The sequence below is a fragment of the Pseudomonas tolaasii NCPPB 2192 genome (genome assembly GCF_002813445.1).
GTDB classification, from domain to species: Bacteria; Pseudomonadota; Gammaproteobacteria; order Pseudomonadales; family Pseudomonadaceae; genus Aquipseudomonas; species Aquipseudomonas tolaasii.
Genome location: NZ_PHHD01000001.1, coordinates 626056 through 641772, shown reverse-complemented (window position 1 = coordinate 641772; position 15717 = coordinate 626056). Strand labels below are relative to the sequence as shown.

Genomic DNA, 15717 nt, shown 5'->3' with positions numbered 1-15717 from the left:
ACCTGCGACGCATCTTACCTGCGTTGTACACTCACGCACATGGCAAGGGAGGGGACCCATGGAGCCGATACTGGAATTGGAAAGCGCAAGGCTGGTGTTGCGCCAATGGCGCGACAGCGACCTGACGGAATTTGCGCGCATGTGCGCCGACCCGCAGGTGATGCGTTATTTCCCGGCCAGGCTGAGCCACCTGGAAAGCGCGGCGCTGATCGGCCGGATTCGCGGGCACTTTGCCGAATACGGCTTTGGCTTGTGGGCCTTGCAACGCAAGGACACCGGCGAGTTCATCGGCCTGACCGGGCTGCAAAACGTCAGTTTTGAAGCTGATTTCACCCCGGCGGTGGAAATCGGCTGGCGCCTGGCCCGCGAACATTGGGGCCTGGGTTACGCCAGCGAAGCGGCATGGACCGCGTTGCGCTGCGGCTTCGATCGCCTGCAACTGGACGAAATCCTCGCCTTTACCACTGAAGCCAATCTGCCATCACAAAAAGTCATGCAGGCCATCGGTATGCATTACGATCCCCAGGCAGATTTTGAACACCCCAAGGTCGCGGCCGATGACCCGCTGCGCCATCATGTGTTGTACCGCATCACCCGCGCCCAATGGTTGGACACGCTGCACGGATAAGCAGCCCGGAATGCCCCATAGATTTAGGAGTTGCTCGATGAGCCAAGTATTGGAAGATCTGGTGGACTTGCTGACCCTGGAGCCGATCGAGGAAAACCTCTTTCGCGGCCGCAGCCAGGACCTGGGTTTTCGCCAGTTGTTCGGCGGCCAGGTGCTCGGCCAGTCGCTGTCGGCAGCCAGCCAGACCGTAGAAGAAGCGCGGCACGTGCACTCCCTGCACGGTTACTTCTTACGCCCCGGTGACGCGGCGTTGCCGGTGGTGTACTCGGTAGACCGCGTGCGTGACGGCGGCAGTTTCAGCACTCGCCGTGTGACCGCTATTCAGAAGGGCCAGCCGATTTTCACTTGCAGCGCTTCGTTCCAGTACGACGAAGAGGGCTTCGAGCACCAGACCACCATGCCCGTGGTGGTCGGCCCGGAGAACCTGCCGTCGGAGCTGGAGCTGACCCAGCAACGCGCGCACCTGATCCCCGAGCACATGCGTGACAAGTTGCTGTGCCCCAAGCCGATTGAAGTGCGCCCGGTTACCGAGAAAGACCCGTACAACCCGCAGCCGTCCGACCCGGTCAAATACGTGTGGTTTCGCGCCGACGGCGCCCTGGCCGACTCGCCTGCGTTGCACAAATACCTGCTGGCCTACGCCTCGGACTTTGGCTTGCTGACCACCTCGTTGCTGCCCCATGGCAAAACCGTATGGCAGAAAGACATGCAGGTCGCCAGCCTCGACCACGCGCTGTGGTTTCACGCCGACCTGCGCGCCGATGACTGGCTGCTCTACGCCATGGACAGCCCGTGGGCCGGCAATTCCCGTGGGTTCTCCCGGGGCAGCGTGTACAACCGTGCCGGGCAACTGGTGGCGTCGGTGACCCAGGAAGGCTTGATTCGCCATCGCAAGGACTGGGCATGAGCCTCGCGGACATCAAGCATTGGGTGTTCGACATGGACGGCACCCTCACTGTGGCCGTGCATGATTTTGCGGCGATTCGCGTGGCGCTGGAGATTCCGCCCGAGGACGACATTCTCACTCACCTTGCCGCGTTGCCTGCCGGCGTGGCAGCGGCCAAACATGCGTGGTTGCTGGAACATGAGCGTGAGCTGGCGCTGGGTTCAGTCGCGGCAGAAGGTGCAGTGGAGCTGGTGCGCGAACTGGCCGGGCGGGGTTTTCGCCTAGGTATCCTGACGCGAAATGCGCGGGAATTGGCCCATGTGACGCTGGAAGCGATCGGGCTGGCGGACTGCTTTGCCGTCAACGACGTGTTGGGGCGTGAGGATGCGCCGCCCAAGCCGGAGCCCGGTGGCCTGCTGAAATTGGCCGCGGCCTGGGATGTGTCGCCGAGCGAGATGGTGATGGTGGGGGATTACCGCTTCGACCTGGATTGCGGCCGGGCGGCGGGGACGCGCACGGTGCTGGTCAATTTGCCGGAAAACCCGTGGCCGGAGTTGGTGGATTGGCATGCGCAGGATTGCGCCGCATTGCGTCAGATGATCTAGCCCAGACGCCCAAAATCAAATGTGGGCACTGGCTTGTGTGGGAGCTGGCTTGCCTGAGATGCAGACACCTCGGTCTACCAGCCACACCGAGGTGATGCCATCGCAGGCAAGCCAGCTCCCACATGTTTGATCCGGTTGTGTCAGTTATTTCCCGAACAATACCTTCTCGCCCTCAGGCGACGTAAACATTCCGTCCCCGTTATGCCCAACCCCCGGTACTTCCACCAGCTTGTGGCCCAACTGCGGGTGGCGCGCCTTGAGGTAGTCAAAATAGTTGTGCCCGCGAATCAGGCGATACGCCCCCTGGGTTTCGGCTTCGCAGCTTTTATCCAGCGCCGGGTGATTCGGGTCGGTGTCTTGCTGGCCCAGCAGGTAGGTCACGTTGCGTGACACGTAAGCCTGTTCAAGCTGCTGCGCGCTCTGGCCCTTGGCGTAGTCGGGCAGGTTTTGCATGCCGTACTTCCAGTCGTTGAAGCCTGGGCAGCTGGAAACGTCAAACTTCACCGGGCGCTGCGGGGTGAAGTAGGCGTAGGACGACGGGTTGGCCACTACGTAACGCAGGCTGATGCCTTCGGTTTGCAGCATCGGGTGATCGTGGCCGGTGAGGGCGAAACGCTGCACCACCTGGCCGCCGCCGGAATGCCCGGCCACCACGATTTCTCTGAGGGCCGGGAACAGCTTGCGGTTGCCCAGGTGCTTGATGATCTGGTCGAGGGCGCCGTAGGAGCTGACCTGGCCAGGGCCGGTCGAGGCGTCGCCGGCCATCCAGTCATTGCTGTTCCAGCGCAGCACCTGGCCGTCCAGGTGGTTGCGCTTGATGTCGAACTGGTTGAGAAACTGCGGCGCAATCACCAGCGTATTGCCGGCCTGGCCCGCGTGCTCGGCGGCCGTTTCGCCGCTCTGCAGGTAGGTCTGCGCATTGCGCAGGCGACCATGCACGATGATCAGCGCGCGGGTGACTTGGGGCAGTGGTTTGCTCCAGTCCTGGCTCAGGCCGACGCTGAGGTCACCGGCGTCCAGGTGGAAACGATCGGGGCTGACTTCCTTGACGCCATGTTCTTTTTCGGCGGCCCAAGTGGCGGTGGAGCAGGTCATCATCAAGCCGAGCAGCAATCCCAATCGTTTATTCATCTAAAGACTCTTGGCGGTAAAGGTGTCGCATTGAGTGATCTGGCCCCCTGCAAAGCCGGTCTTGAACCAGCGAACCCGCTGTGCCGAGGTGCCGTGGGTAAACGAGTCCGGCACAACGCGCCCCTGACCCTGTTGCTGCAAACGGTCATCGCCGATGGCGTTGGCCGCGTTCAGTGCTTCTTCAATATCGCCGGGCTCCAGCCAGTTCAGGCGCTGTTGCGCCCGGTTGGCCCACACCCCGGCGAAGCAGTCGGCTTGCAGCTCCTGGCGCACCAGCAGGCCGCCGTCGCCCTGCATCTGCCGACCTTGCTGGCGCGCGGCCTGAATCTTGGCCGAGATGCCCAGCAGTGTTTGCACGTGATGCCCGACTTCGTGGGCGATCACATAGGCCTGGGCGAAATCGCCCGCGGCCTGGAAGCGTTGTGACATTTCCCGGAAAAAATCCAGGTCCAGGTACACCTGTTGGTCAGCCGGGCAGTAAAACGGGCCGCTGGCCGAGGTGGCGCCCCCGCAGGCGGAATTCACACGCCCGCGGAACAGAATCAGTTTCGGGTTCTGGTAGACCAGCCCGTTTTCCTTGAAGACCTGACCCCAGGTGTCTTCGGTGTCGCCCAGAATCGCACGGACAAAATCGGCCTGCTGGTCATTGGCCGGCGGCGCCTGGCGCGACTGTGTGCTCACTTGAGGCGCCTGCTCCATCTGGCCGGTCAGTTGGCCGAGGATCTGCAGCGGGTCCTGGCCGGTCAGCCAGCCAATGCCCACGATCAGCACAATCGCCGTCAGGCTCAGGCCCTTGCCGCCTCCAAAACGCATGCCGCCGCCACCACCGCCACTGTCATCGCGGGCATCCACCACGTTGTCGCTGCGTCGGCCTTTTTTCCATAGCATGGTGCAATCCTCTCGATGAACCTTGGGGAACAGTGTTGTTGGTGCTGGGGCATGGCGCCAGCCCGGCTGTCCGACAGGTACGAGAGCGGCTTAGTATCGCTGCTGTCAGGCCGTGCCGGCAGGGGCGCCAGATGAAAGTTGTGTCAGGTTGGCGGGTCAGTCGCGGCAGTAACCTTCGCCGGTGTCGACGATCAGGCAGTCCTTTTTGTCCGCCAGCCATTTCAAACCGGTGGCTTCGCCGTCACCGGCGCTCAACTGCTGCGGGCCGTCGGGGCGAGTGAACGCGATGCCGTCTTCGTTGGCTTCGCCCTTGAAGGTGCCGGAGTCGTCGGCGTCGAGGCCGTATTGCATGGTCAGGATGTAGTGGCCACGGCCAATGCTGTCGTCTTTGGCGATGGTCAGGTTCAAACCTTCCACGCCGATCCACTTGCCCACCCATTTATCGGTGGGCGGTGTGGCCGGTACCAGGGTGGCTTGCACCGACGCCGGTGCGGGTTTGGGGGCTTCCTTGGGCTCCTTGTTACAGGCGGTCAGCAAGGCAAGGGCAGACAGAACAAAGACAGTTTTTTTCATAGCGGGGCAGCTTCCGTTAAAAAGTGTTCAACGCGCGGTGAGAAGTGCAACGTTGGACTGGTATCCCGTGATTTAGTGCGCTGTTCGCACGGTGTTTGGTTATGCTCTTGGGGCAGACGCAAGCGCGGCTGCTAGATTACCGGGTTGAGTGCACAAGCGTTCCACCCGCCACGCAAGAGAATTCAATGACTGTCAGCACCCCCCTTTCCGGCGTCAACCATCCTTTCAAAGGCATCCTGCTGATTGTGCTGGCGACGTTTCTGTTTTCCAGCCACGACGCGTTGTCCAAATACCTGGCCGGTTTTTACCCGATCGTGATGGTGGTGTGGGCGCGTTACCTGGTGCACACCTTATTGATGGCCGGGATTTTCCTGCCGCAGTCAGGCTTGCGTGTGCTGCGCAGCAAGCGCCCGGGCATGCAGGTGGTGCGCGCATTGTGTCTGTTGGGCACCAGCCTGTTTTTCACGGCGGCGCTGCATTACATCCCGCTGGCGGAAGCCACGGCGGTGAACTTCCTGGCGCCGATCCTGGTGACGGCGCTGTCGGTGCCGTTGCTGGGTGAACGGGTCACGCGCGGCCAGTGGCTGGCGGTGATTTGCGGGTTTATCGGCGTGCTGGTCATCATTCACCCCGGCGGCGAGCTGTTCACACCTGCGGTATTGCTGCCACTGTGTTCGGCGCTGTTCTTCTGCTTTTATCAGTTGCTCACGCGCATCCTCAGCCAGTACGACACGCCCACCACCAGCAACTTCTTCGCCGGGCTGTGCAATACCCTGGTGATGAGCGCCCTGGTGCCGTTCTTCTGGCAGTTGCCCACGCTGTGGCACGCTGTATTGATGCTGGCACTGGGCACCTGCGGGATGACCGCGCACTTGATGCTGACCCAGGCGTTCCGCTTCGCGGCGCCGGCCTTGCTGGCGCCGTTTGGCTATTGCCAGATCGTGTTCGCGGGGTTGTTGGGCTGGCTGGTGTTCAACCATACCCCCGACGTGACCACGGTGGTCGGCATCGGGGTGATCTGCATGAGCGGGCTGGCCGCTGCCTGGCAGCAGCGGCGACGTTGAATCAAACGTCTACGGTGGGAATCTTGCGCGGCGCCATGAAGTACATCCAGGTCAGCGCAATGAAGTACATCGCCGGGATCAGGGTGAACAACACGGTGTAGTTGTTGTTCGTCACGGTGAGGATATGGCCGACGATCTGGGTCATGAACATGCCGCCGATGGCTGCGCACATGCCGCCGAATCCAAACACCGTGCTCATCATGTGCTTGGGCGTGTAGTCCATCACCAGGCTCCAGATGTTGGCGGTCCAGGCCTGGTGCGCGCCGATGGCCAGGGAGATGGCAAACACTGCGACCCACAACTGGCTTGAGCCGGCCGCCATGATCACACCGACGATGCAGCAGGCGAACAGCAGCATCGACAGCAGTCGCGCCTTGATCGAATTCATGCCGCGGCCGATCAGGAATGACGAGAGAATCCCGCCGCCCACGCTCCCGAAGTCAGCGGTCAGGTAAATGATGATCAGCGGAATGCCCATCTGGGTCACGTTGATGCCCAGGTTGTATTGCTGGTTCAAAAACGGCGGCAGCCAATACAGGTAAAACCAGAACACCGGCGCGGTCATCGAATAGGCGAGGGCGAAGGCCCAGGTGCCGCGCATGCGCAGGATGCGGCTGAAAGGGACGCGGGGTTGTTCCGGTTCGACTTCCTGTTGCACGTAGTCCAGTTCGGATTGTTTAACGGTCGGGTGGTCTTCCGGGTTGTAGTACTTCAGGCCCCAGCACACCAGCCAAATCCCGCCGAGTGCCGACATGCACAGAAACGCCGCCTGCCAGCCCCACACATGCAGGATCAACGGCAGCAGCATCGGCGTCATCATCGCGCCGACGTTGGTGCCGGCGTTGAAAATGCCGGTGGCCACCGCGCGTTCACCGGCCGGGAACCACAACCGCGTGGTCTTCACGCAGGCCGGGTAGTTGGCGGCTTCGGTAATTCCGAGAATAAAACGGCACACCATAAACCCGAACGCCGAGGTAGCCAGGCCATGGGCGCCGGTGGCCAGGCTCCACAACAACACGGCGCAGAAGAACACGCGCTTGACGCCGATGCGGTCGATCAAGCGGCCCTGCAGCACGAAACCAATGGCGTAACCCACCTGAAACCAGAAGTTGATGTTGGCGTAGTCCATCGCCGTCCAGCTCATTTCCTTGGCGAGGATCGGTTGCATCACGCCCAGAGCCGCGCGGTCGATGTAATTCAGGGTAGTGGCGAAGAACACCAGGGCCAGCATGCCCCAGCGGGTTTTGCCCACGGCCAGGGCGCCGCGGATTTTGTCGCCGATGCCGGCGTGCGGGTTGCCCGGGCGCGCGGCCAGGACGGAGTTTTGCGAAGGCATGAGGTCGTACCCGTTTTTTGAAATTTTTATGGTGTGTTCTGGGTCTTGTTGCTGAATCGATGGTGCGCAGTGGCTAAAAAATCGTCAATTCGCCAAAGGGGCATAGTGTTCGATAATCGCACCAAAAACTAACCGGTTCGTACATTTTAATTGCTGCGTGTAGGCTGGGGGCGAATAATTTGCCGCAAACAACAATTGCCGGGAGTCGCCCATGCAACGTTCCATCGCCACCGTTTCCTTGAGCGGCACCCTGCCGGAAAAGCTCGAAGCCATCGCCGCCGCCGGGTTTGACGGGGTCGAGATCTTCGAGAACGACCTGTTGTATTACGACGGCAGCCCGCGCGAAGTTAAGCAAATGTGCGCCGACCTGGGCATTGCCATCACGCTGTTCCAGCCGTTTCGCGACTTTGAAGGTTGCCGCCGCGACCGCCTCGCGCGCAACCTGGAACGCGCCGAACGCAAGTTCGATTTGATGCAGGAGCTGGGCACCGACCTGGTGCTGGTGTGCAGCAATGCTTCGGCGGATTCCCTGGGCGATGAACGCGTTCTGCTGGATGACCTGAGCCTGCTGGCCGAGCATGCCGGGCGCCGTGGCTTGCGCATCGGCTACGAAGCGCTGGCCTGGGGCAAGCATGTGAACACCTGGCAACAAGTGTGGGACCTGGTGCGTCAGGTGGATCACCCGGCCCTGGGTGTGCTGCTCGACAGCTTTCACACCTTGTCGCTCAAAGGTGATCCGAGTGGCATCGCCAAGATCCCCGGCGACAAGATTTTTTTCGTGCAAATGGCCGACGCGCCAATCCTGGCCATGGACGTGCTGGAGTGGAGTCGACATTTCCGCTGCTTCCCGGGGCAGGGCGAGTTTGACCTGGCCGGGTTCCTCGCGCCGATCATCAAGAGTGGCTACACCGGGCCGCTGTCCCTGGAGATTTTCAACGACGGTTTCCGCGCGGCGCCGACCCGGGCCAATGCGGCGGATGGCTTGCGCTCGCTGCTGTACCTGGAAGAGAAAACCCGCGAACGCCTGCGTCAGCAAGCGCCGGCGCAGCCCGTCGAGATTCTGTTTGATACCCCGCCCGCCAGTGAATACGACGGCATCGAATTCCTCGAATTCGCCGTGGATGAAAGCCTCGGCGCCAAGCTCACGCACTGGCTGGAGCGTCTGGGGTTCGTCAAGGCCGGGCAGCATCGCTCCAAGAGCGTGAGCCTGTTGCGTCAGGGCGATATCAACCTGATCCTCAACTGTGAACCCTATTCCTTCGCGCATAACTTTTTTGAAGCTCACGGGCCGTCGCTGTGTGCCACGGCGGTTCGCGTCAACAACAGCGCCAAGGCCCTGGAGCGCGCGGTGGCCTACAAGGGCCAGCCATATCGCGGGCTGGTGGGGCCGAACGAGCTGGAGTTGGCGGCAGTACGCGCGCCGGACGGCAGCCTGATTTATCTGGTGGACGAGTCCGAAGGCGTGCTGTACGACACCGACTTCAACCTGCAACCCACCGCCTCAACCGGCGGCGGCCTGCTGCGCATTGACCATATGGCCATGGCCTTGCCGGCCGACAGCCTCGACAGCTGGGTGCTGTTCTACAAGAGCCTGCTGGATTTCGAAGCCGATGATGAAGTGGTGCTGCCCGACCCCTACGGCCTGGTAAAAAGCCGCGCGCTGCGCAGCCGCTGCAGCTCTATCCGCCTGCCGCTGAATATTTCCGAGAACCGCAATACGGCGATTTCCCACGCGCTGTCGAGCTATCGCGGCTCGGGCGTGCACCACATTGCCTTCGATTGCGCAGACATTTTCGCCGAGGTTAGCCGGGCCAAGGAGGCGGGTGTGCCGTTGCTGGATATCCCGCTCAACTACTACGACGACCTGGCAGCACGCTTTGATTTCGACGACGAGTTCCTCAGCGAGCTGGCGTACTACAACGTGCTGTACGACCGCGACGCTCAGGGCGGTGAGTTGTTTCACGTGTACACCGAGCCGTTCGAAGGGCGGTTTTTCTTCGAGATCATCCAGCGCAAGAACGGTTACGCCGGCTATGGCGCGGCCAACGTGGCGGTGCGCCTGGCGGCGATGGCCAAATCGCGCAGCGGCGCGGTGCGTCAGGCACGTTTATAACGGCAGGCCGGGTGCTTCCTTCGGCGGGCATCGCGGCCCATAATCAGCGCCTGCATAACAATGGCCGTGAGCGCACCATGACCTCGAGTCCCGAACTCCCCGCGGTGTCAGACGCACCGCGCAAGAGTCGTAAGAACAATCCGGAAAAGACCCGCGAAAACATTCTCCAGGAAGCCATCGTCGAGTTTGTTCAGCAGGGCCTTTCCGGCGCTCGCGTGGACGCCATCGCCGAGCGCATTCACACCTCCAAACGCATGATTTATTACTACTTCGGCAGCAAGGAGCAGTTGTACGTCGAGGTGCTGGAAAAGCTCTACGGCGACATCCGCAACACTGAGACCCGCATGAACCTCACCGCGCTGGAGCCACGCGAAGCCATTCGCCGGCTGGTGGAGTTCACCTTTGATCACCATGACCAGAATGTGGATTTCGTGCGCATCGTGAGCATCGAAAATATCCACAACGCCGAGTACGTGAAGCGTTCGGACGCCATCAAGGCGATGAACAGCAACATCCTCGAAGCGCTGGGCGCCACGTTACGGCGCGGGGCCGAAATGGGCGTGTTTCGCGAAGGGCTGGAGCCGTTGGATGTGCACTTGCTGATCAACTCGTTCAGCTTTTACCGGGTGTCCAACCGCCATACGTTCAGTGAGATTTTTCAGATTGAGCTGTCGGATGAGGCGGTGAAACAGCGTCATCGCGACATGATTTGCGAGTCGGTGATGCGGTACCTGCAGGTCTGATCACTCAGGCTGGAATGCAGCCCATGTGGGAGCTGGCTTGCCTGCGATAGCGGTCTGCCAGTGACAGGTGTATGGCTGATGCACCGCTATCGCAGGCAAGCCAGCTCCCACAATTTTTGATCGGGGTTCGACGGTCAGGTATTCATGCTCTGAAAGTGCGCCAACATCCTGTCCGCATCCGGCACCTCGCCACTGAACAGTTCAAACGCCTTCACCGCCTGAAACACCGCCATGTTGCCGCCATCCAGTGTGCGGCAACCCAACGCCCGGGCGTCACGCAGCAACTCGGTTTCCAGCGGGAAATACACAATCTCCGCCACCCACAATTCGGCGCGTAACATGCCCGGTGGCATCGGCGTGCCCGGCAGTTTGGCCATGCCCACGGGCGTAGTATTGACCAGGCCATCGGCCTCGGCCATGGCGTTCTCCAGGTGAACGCCGACCTGGGCGCGCCCGGCTCCGAAGCGTCGGGCGAGGTTAGCCACCAGCTCGCGGGCGCGGGCCGCGTCCACGTCGAAAATGCTCAAGTGCTGCACCCCCTCGGCCAGCAGCGCATGGGCCACCGCAGCCCCCGCGCCGCCGGCGCCCATCTGCACCACGCGCTGGCGGGCGACATCGTGCAGGTTGCGGCGAAAACCCTCGGCGAACCCCAGGCAATCGGTGTTGTGGCCGATGCGTTTGCCCGCCTGGAACACCACCGTATTCACCGCGCCGATGCCCCGGGCCTCGTCGGACAGTTCATCCAGCAACGGCAGAATCGCCTGCTTGCACGGGTAAGTAATGTTCAACCCGGTGAAGTGCATCAACTCGGCAGCGTCCAGCAGGTCGGGCAGGGCGTTGACGTTCAGCTTGAGCGGTTCCAGGTCGATCAGGCGATACAGATAGCGCAGGCCCTGGGCGTCGCCTTCGCGCTCATGCAGGGCTGGCGTGCGCGAGGCCTGAATACCGGCGCCGATCAGGCCGGCAAGGATGGGCGGCTTCATTCGGCTCACCCCTTCAACGTGTGGCTGAAATGTTCAAGGGCCAGGTGATAACCGTGGCTGCCGAACCCCGCGAGCACGGCCTTGGCGATGGGGGACACGAATGAATGATGCCGGAACGCTTCGCGTGCGTGCACGTTGGAGAGGTGCACTTCGATCACCGGCACTTCACTGGCCACCAGCGCATCGCGAGTGGCCACGGAGGTGTGGGTCCAGGCCGCCGGGTTGATCACGATACCGGCGCACCGGGCGCGGGCGCCGTGGATCCAGTCGAGCAGTTCGCCTTCATGGTTGGTCTGGCGAAACTCGATCTTCAGCCCGAGTTCTTCCGCGCTGCGGCCACACAGCGCGGCGACGTCAGCTAGGGTTTCATGGCCATAGGTGGCGGGCTCGCGGGTGCCGAGCAGATTGAGGTTGGGGCCATTGAGCACCAGCACGATGGGCGGCATTGGGGGTATCTCCACACTTATTATTGGTTGTGTGGATAAAATGTACTGGATGGTTAGTTTGGTCAATTGATCGCAGCGGATGTGTTCGATTATCGAACCCTTAATCATCGGCCATGGGCGCACGGCAGGCCTACTTGCTGACCGAAGTATTACGCGAGGTTGCCGAATGAGCAGGGTTTCCAAGCCCTGGCGGGATATTTCTCGCCAAGGGAACAGGCGGTTACAACCCGGCGTTCGCCGGTTTTTTCGCCGTGACTAATCTGCAAAACAGCAACCCGTGGCAGGAGCCGGTTGTCGGGTGGCACCCGGAAAAGTGTTACCTGAGGGAAAATAACCTAACGGATGGGTTACGATGAGAGTAGGTACTTACAAAGGATATGTAATTGCGGTGTTTCTCAGGGACGAACATTGCCCACCTCATGTGCATGTCAGGGGAAAGGGCTGGGACGCGCGCTTTCGTTTCAGCTTCCTGGACGGGCGCGTGGAATTGTGGGACGTGGACCCGGAACGGCGCCGGCCACCGGTCGCCGTTCTTGAAGGCATTCGTCGGGCGCTGCTGCAACCGCATTATCTGGCGCGGGCACGCAGGATCTGGTGGAACAACCTGCAAACGGTCTGCCTGGACAACCATTCCTGGGACTGGGAAGCCGCTGAAGTGATACCGGGTCTGGTGATCCGGCGAGGTGTCTCTGTCATCGCCAGTGCCCGGCACGATGTGGCAGGGCCGCGAACAATATTGAATCTGGTCAGGGTGCCGGATCCCGTGGAGATTGAGTTATGACAGTCGTGAAAGCCAAGGTCTATCCCGATGTACCGCTCACCGAGGCCGATGTCGATAAGGCTCTGGTGCGTGGGCGCAAGTTGAAACGCTTGTACGCCAGCGCCAGTTCCGTCAGCCATGCAGATGGCTGCATTTGCATCGGTTTCAGTGACGGTAGCCGCATCCTGTTGCCGGTGGCCGGGCTTGCGGAGTTCGAAGGGTTTTCCAGTGAGGACTTTGAGCAACTGGAAGTCGGGTTTGGCGGCAAGGCGCTGTGCTGTGAACCACGGGACCTGCATGTGTCGATCACCGGGCTGGTGTCTACCAGCCCGCCTCTGATGGACCTGGCCGCCAGCATGGTGGCTTCGCGCAATGGGCGTAAAAGCAGTGCCGCCAAATCGGCCGCCGCCCGTGCCAATGGCAAGAAAGGCGGGCGGCCACGCAAAAAGCCCGAGGGGGGTTAGCGGCGGGTCAGCAACACCCCGGATTCCATGTGGTGGGTCCACGGAAACTGGTCAAACATCGCACACTGTGTGATGCGGTGGGTGTCATGCAGTTGCGCAATATTCGCCGCCAGCGTCTCCGGGTTGCAGGAGATGTAGAGGATATTGTCGAAGCGTCGGGTCAGCTCGCAGGTGTCCGGGTCCATGCCGGCGCGCGGCGGGTCGACGAACACGCTGCCGAATTCGTAGCTTTTCAGGTCGATGCCGTGCAAGCGACGGAACGGGCGCACTTCGTTCAGCGCCTCGGTGAGTTCCTCGGCAGACAGGCGCACCAGGGTGACGTTATCCACGGCGTTTTCATCGAGGTTGCTCAGGGCCGCATTGACGGACGTCTTACTGATCTCGGTGGCCAGCACTTTGCGCACGCGTGTCGCCAAAGGCAGGGTGAAATTGCCGTTGCCGCAATACAGCTCCAGCAAATCATCCGGGCGGTCACCCAGGGCTTCATAAGCCCAGTTGAGCATTTTCCGGTTCACGGTGCCGTTGGGCTGGGTGAATGCACCTTCGGGTTGGCGGTAGCTGAAGGTACGGCCGCCGACATCGAGTTTTTCCACCACATAATCGTGGCCGATCACATCGCGTTTGCCCTTGGAGCGGCCGATGATGCTCACGTTCAAGTCGGCGGCCAGTTTGTTCGCGGCGGTGTGCCAATGCTCGTCCAGCGGGCGGTGATAGCACAGGGTAATCATCGCGTCGCCGGCCAGCGTGGTGAGGAATTCCACCTGGAACAACTTGTGGCTCAGCGCCGCGCTGGCTTGCCAGGCGGCCTTGAGTTGCGGCATCAACTGGTTAATACGCTGGCTGGCAATCGGGAATTCTTCGATCAGGATCGGTGTGCGCTTGTCGTCCTGGGAAAACATCGCGTAGTGGCGCTCGCCGCCTTCGCGCCACAGGCGGAATTCCGCGCGCAGGCGGAAATTCTGCAGCGGCGAATCGAAAACCTGCGGTTCCGGTGCGTCGAACGGTGCCAGCAGGTCACGCAGGCGCGTGACCTTGTCTTGCAGTTGTGCGGTGTAGCTTGCGGCGTCAAAAGTCATGCGTTGAACCAGCCCAGCTTGATCACGAACAGAATCGACAGAATCACCAGGGCCGGGTTCAGCTCACGGTAGCGGCCCGAAAGCAGCTTGATGGCGGTCCAGGCGATGAAACCGAAGGCGATGCCGTTGGCGATGGAGTAAGTGAAGGGCATCGCCAGGGCGGTGATCACCACCGGCGCTGCAACAGTGATGTCATCCCAGTCGATTTCCGCCAGGCCCTGGGTCATCAACACGGCCACGAACAGCAGCGCAGGTGCGGTGGCGAAGGCCGGAACACTGGCCGCCAGTGGCGAGAAGAACAGGGCCAGCAGAAACAGGATCGCGACCACGATGGCGGTCAAACCGGTACGGCCACCGGCGCTCACGCCGGCGGCGGATTCGATGTAGCTGGTGGTGGTCGAGGTGCCCAGCAGGGAGCCGGCCATGGCGGCGGTGCTGTCGGCAATCAGCGCGCGGCCCATTTTCGGCATGTGGCCGTCCTTGCCCATCAGGCCGGCGCGCTTGGCGACGCCGATCAGGGTGCCGGAGTTGTCGAACAGGTCCACGAACAGGAAAGCGAAAATCACGCTGACCAGGCCGATGTCCAGCGCGCCTTTGATATCCAGCTGCAGGAAAGTCGGGGCCAGGGACGGTGGCATCGACGTCACGCCGCCGAACGGGGTGAAGCCCAGGGCGATGGAAACGATGGTCACGGCGAGGATGCCGATCAACACTGCGCCGCGCACGGCCAGGGCTTCCAGCGCAACGATCAGCGCGAAACCAAGGGTGGCGAGAATCGGCGCCGGTTGTTTCAGGTCGCCCAGGCCGACCATGGTGGCCGGGTTGCTGACCACGATCCCGGCGTTATGCAGCGCGATCAGCGCCAGGAACAGGCCGATACCGGCGGCAATCGCCGACCGCAGGGGCAGGGGAATGCTGTTGATGATCCACTCGCGGATACGGAAGATCGACAGCAGGAAGAACAGCACCGCCGAAATGAACACCGCGCCCAGCGCCACTTGCCAGGTATGGCCCATGTGCAGCACGACGGTGTAGGTGAAGAAGGCGTTGAGACCCATGCCCGGCGCGAGGGCGATCGGGTAGTTGGCGATCAGGCCCATCACGGTCGAACCGATGGCGGCCGCCAGGCAGGTGGCGACGAACACTGCGCCCTTGTCCATGCCGGTTTCGCCGAGGATGCTCGGGTTCACGAACAGAATGTAGGCCATGGCCAGGAACGTGGTGATACCCGCGAGAATCTCGGTGCGCACGTTTGTATTGTGTGCTTTGAGTTGAAACAGCTTTTCCAGCATGCCGGCTCCCTGTGACGCTATCTTGCGTCGTTATTTGTTGACCTCTAAGTCAAAGCACAAACTGCGCCAAGCGCCTGTGGTTTCAGAGAGGATCGGAAAAAGCGGCGCATCATACCAGCAGCCGAGGCCATGTGGCGCACGGGGTTGGTTTTGTAGGCCATGGCCTTGAGGCATACTGCGCCGACGTTCAATTCAGGGTCATCGACAGCATGAAAAAAGCCAACGCGTGGAGTCTAGCTCTGATCGCCAGTATCAGCCTGTGGCTCGGCGCAGCACCGGCGTGGGGCGCCACTGCACCGCCCTTGAGCGAGGTGCGCGTGTTCAAGGTTGAGTCGGCCGGTTGCACGGAAACCATTCCCGAGCGCGCGCAGGACACCGCGATGTGTACGCACCGCGGCCCCACCAAGGTATCGGTGATGGAAGTGGGCCTGGGGAATAACCCGGTCGGCCTCTTCAATGGCGCGGTGTTGAATGGCCAGCGCACGGCGGTGTGCCAGGTCGGCAACGTTAGCGAAGCCTGCAGTGGCGCCGGCACCTTGATGGGCTACATCTATGTGTTTGACCTGAATGTCGAGGCCCAGGGCTGGTTCCAATACAGCAACTCGTCCATCAACCCGCCGCGCAACACCTTGTCGACGCTGCTCAATATCCGCTGATCAATCCCCTTGAACGCTCATAACCCCGGGAAGTCGTACCCCTGAGACGGCGACTTTCCTGAACGCCGCAGCG

General features: G+C 61.6%; 17 protein-coding genes. 9 read left to right on the top strand and 8 right to left on the bottom strand.

The features are described from left to right. Positions 1 to 58: 58 nt before the first annotated feature. From ATI14_RS02935 to ATI14_RS02925, 3 genes are read left to right on the top strand one after another with little or no spacing between them, the layout of a single operon-like run. Positions 59 to 628: a GNAT family N-acetyltransferase gene (locus tag ATI14_RS02935; protein WP_016973876.1), complete on the top strand. Its 570-nt coding sequence runs from the start codon at positions 59 to 61 to the stop codon at positions 626 to 628. 37 nt (positions 629 to 665) lie between these two features. Then, positions 666 to 1535, top strand: coding sequence for an acyl-CoA thioesterase II (gene tesB / locus ATI14_RS02930; protein WP_016973875.1), 870 nt, complete (start codon positions 666 to 668; stop codon positions 1533 to 1535). Continuing rightward, positions 1532 to 2119 carry an HAD family hydrolase gene (locus ATI14_RS02925; protein ID WP_016973874.1) on the top strand — a complete coding sequence of 196 codons (588 nt, stop codon included), beginning with the start codon at positions 1532 to 1534 and terminating at the stop codon, positions 2117 to 2119. Before tesB ends, ATI14_RS02925 begins: the two co-directional genes overlap by 4 nt. Positions 2120 to 2263: 144 nt before the next feature. Here ATI14_RS02925 and ATI14_RS02920 read toward each other — a convergent pair whose 3' ends face one another. The 3 genes from ATI14_RS02920 to ATI14_RS02910 all read right to left on the bottom strand — a co-directional run bounded on the left by ATI14_RS02920 (position 2264) and on the right by ATI14_RS02910 (position 4711). Beyond that, a complete protein-coding gene (locus tag ATI14_RS02920; RefSeq protein WP_016973873.1) occupies positions 2264 to 3250 on the bottom strand; it encodes a hypothetical protein in 987 nt (328 codons plus the stop codon). Then, positions 3251 to 4138, bottom strand: a complete 888-nt coding sequence (ypfJ, locus tag ATI14_RS02915) for a KPN_02809 family neutral zinc metallopeptidase (protein ID WP_016973872.1) — start codon at positions 4136 to 4138, stop codon at positions 3251 to 3253. A 156-nt stretch (positions 4139 to 4294) separates the two neighbouring features. Then, complete coding sequence (locus tag ATI14_RS02910) at positions 4295 to 4711, bottom strand: membrane lipoprotein lipid attachment site-containing protein (protein WP_017253799.1); 417 nt, start codon at positions 4709 to 4711, stop codon at positions 4295 to 4297. A gap of 185 nt (positions 4712 to 4896) precedes the next feature. Between ATI14_RS02910 and ATI14_RS02905 the strand changes: the two genes are divergently transcribed. Then, complete coding sequence (locus ATI14_RS02905) at positions 4897 to 5775, top strand: DMT family transporter (protein WP_016973870.1); 879 nt, start codon at positions 4897 to 4899, stop codon at positions 5773 to 5775. Position 5776: 1 nt separating this feature from the next. On the opposite strand, the gene ATI14_RS02900 is transcribed toward ATI14_RS02905, so the two are convergent. Continuing rightward, a complete protein-coding gene (locus ATI14_RS02900) occupies positions 5777 to 7111 on the bottom strand; it encodes an MFS transporter (protein WP_016973869.1) in 1335 nt (444 codons plus the stop codon). A 211-nt stretch (positions 7112 to 7322) separates the two neighbouring features. Here ATI14_RS02900 and quiC point away from each other — a divergent pair, with 211 nt between their 5' ends. Then, positions 7323 to 9224 carry a 3-dehydroshikimate dehydratase QuiC gene (quiC, locus tag ATI14_RS02895; protein WP_016973868.1) on the top strand — a complete coding sequence of 634 codons (1902 nt, stop codon included), beginning with the start codon at positions 7323 to 7325 and terminating at the stop codon, positions 9222 to 9224. Between the two features lie 77 nt (positions 9225 to 9301). After that, positions 9302 to 9967: a TetR/AcrR family transcriptional regulator gene (locus ATI14_RS02890; RefSeq protein WP_026082941.1), complete on the top strand. Its 666-nt coding sequence runs from the start codon at positions 9302 to 9304 to the stop codon at positions 9965 to 9967. Between the two features lie 134 nt (positions 9968 to 10101). Here the strand turns inward: ATI14_RS02890 and ATI14_RS02885 are convergent, their stop codons facing one another. Together ATI14_RS02885 and aroQ are read right to left on the bottom strand one after the other, a co-directional pair. Then, positions 10102 to 10950 carry a shikimate dehydrogenase gene (locus ATI14_RS02885; protein ID WP_016973866.1) on the bottom strand — a complete coding sequence of 283 codons (849 nt, stop codon included), beginning with the start codon at positions 10948 to 10950 and terminating at the stop codon, positions 10102 to 10104. A 5-nt stretch (positions 10951 to 10955) separates the two neighbouring features. Beyond that, positions 10956 to 11396, bottom strand: a complete 441-nt coding sequence (gene aroQ / locus ATI14_RS02880; RefSeq protein ID WP_016973865.1) for a type II 3-dehydroquinate dehydratase — start codon at positions 11394 to 11396, stop codon at positions 10956 to 10958. A gap of 352 nt (positions 11397 to 11748) precedes the next feature. On the opposite strand from aroQ, the gene ATI14_RS02875 reads away from it, so the two are divergent. Both ATI14_RS02875 and ATI14_RS02870 read left to right on the top strand, forming a co-directional pair. Beyond that, positions 11749 to 12177 carry a DUF4160 domain-containing protein gene (locus ATI14_RS02875; RefSeq protein ID WP_016973864.1) on the top strand — a complete coding sequence of 143 codons (429 nt, stop codon included), beginning with the start codon at positions 11749 to 11751 and terminating at the stop codon, positions 12175 to 12177. Beyond that, positions 12174 to 12620, top strand: a complete 447-nt coding sequence (locus ATI14_RS02870; protein WP_016973863.1) for a DUF2442 domain-containing protein — start codon at positions 12174 to 12176, stop codon at positions 12618 to 12620. Before ATI14_RS02875 ends, ATI14_RS02870 begins: the two co-directional genes overlap by 4 nt. On the opposite strand, the gene trmA is transcribed toward ATI14_RS02870, so the two are convergent. Both trmA and ATI14_RS02860 read right to left on the bottom strand, forming a co-directional pair. Next, positions 12617 to 13696 (bottom strand): tRNA (uridine(54)-C5)-methyltransferase TrmA, encoded by a 1080-nt coding sequence (trmA, locus tag ATI14_RS02865; RefSeq protein WP_016973862.1) that lies wholly within the window; start codon positions 13694 to 13696, stop codon positions 12617 to 12619. The two genes, ATI14_RS02870 and trmA, sit on opposite strands and share 4 nt — an antisense overlap. Then, a complete protein-coding gene (locus tag ATI14_RS02860) occupies positions 13693 to 14988 on the bottom strand; it encodes an NCS2 family permease (protein ID WP_016973861.1) in 1296 nt (431 codons plus the stop codon). The genes trmA and ATI14_RS02860 overlap by 4 nt, the downstream gene beginning before the upstream one ends. Positions 14989 to 15197: 209 nt before the next feature. On the opposite strand from ATI14_RS02860, the gene ATI14_RS02855 reads away from it, so the two are divergent. Next, positions 15198 to 15644, top strand: coding sequence for a DUF4879 domain-containing protein (locus ATI14_RS02855; protein ID WP_016973860.1), 447 nt, complete (start codon positions 15198 to 15200; stop codon positions 15642 to 15644). The last annotated feature ends 73 nt before the right edge of the window (positions 15645 to 15717 follow it).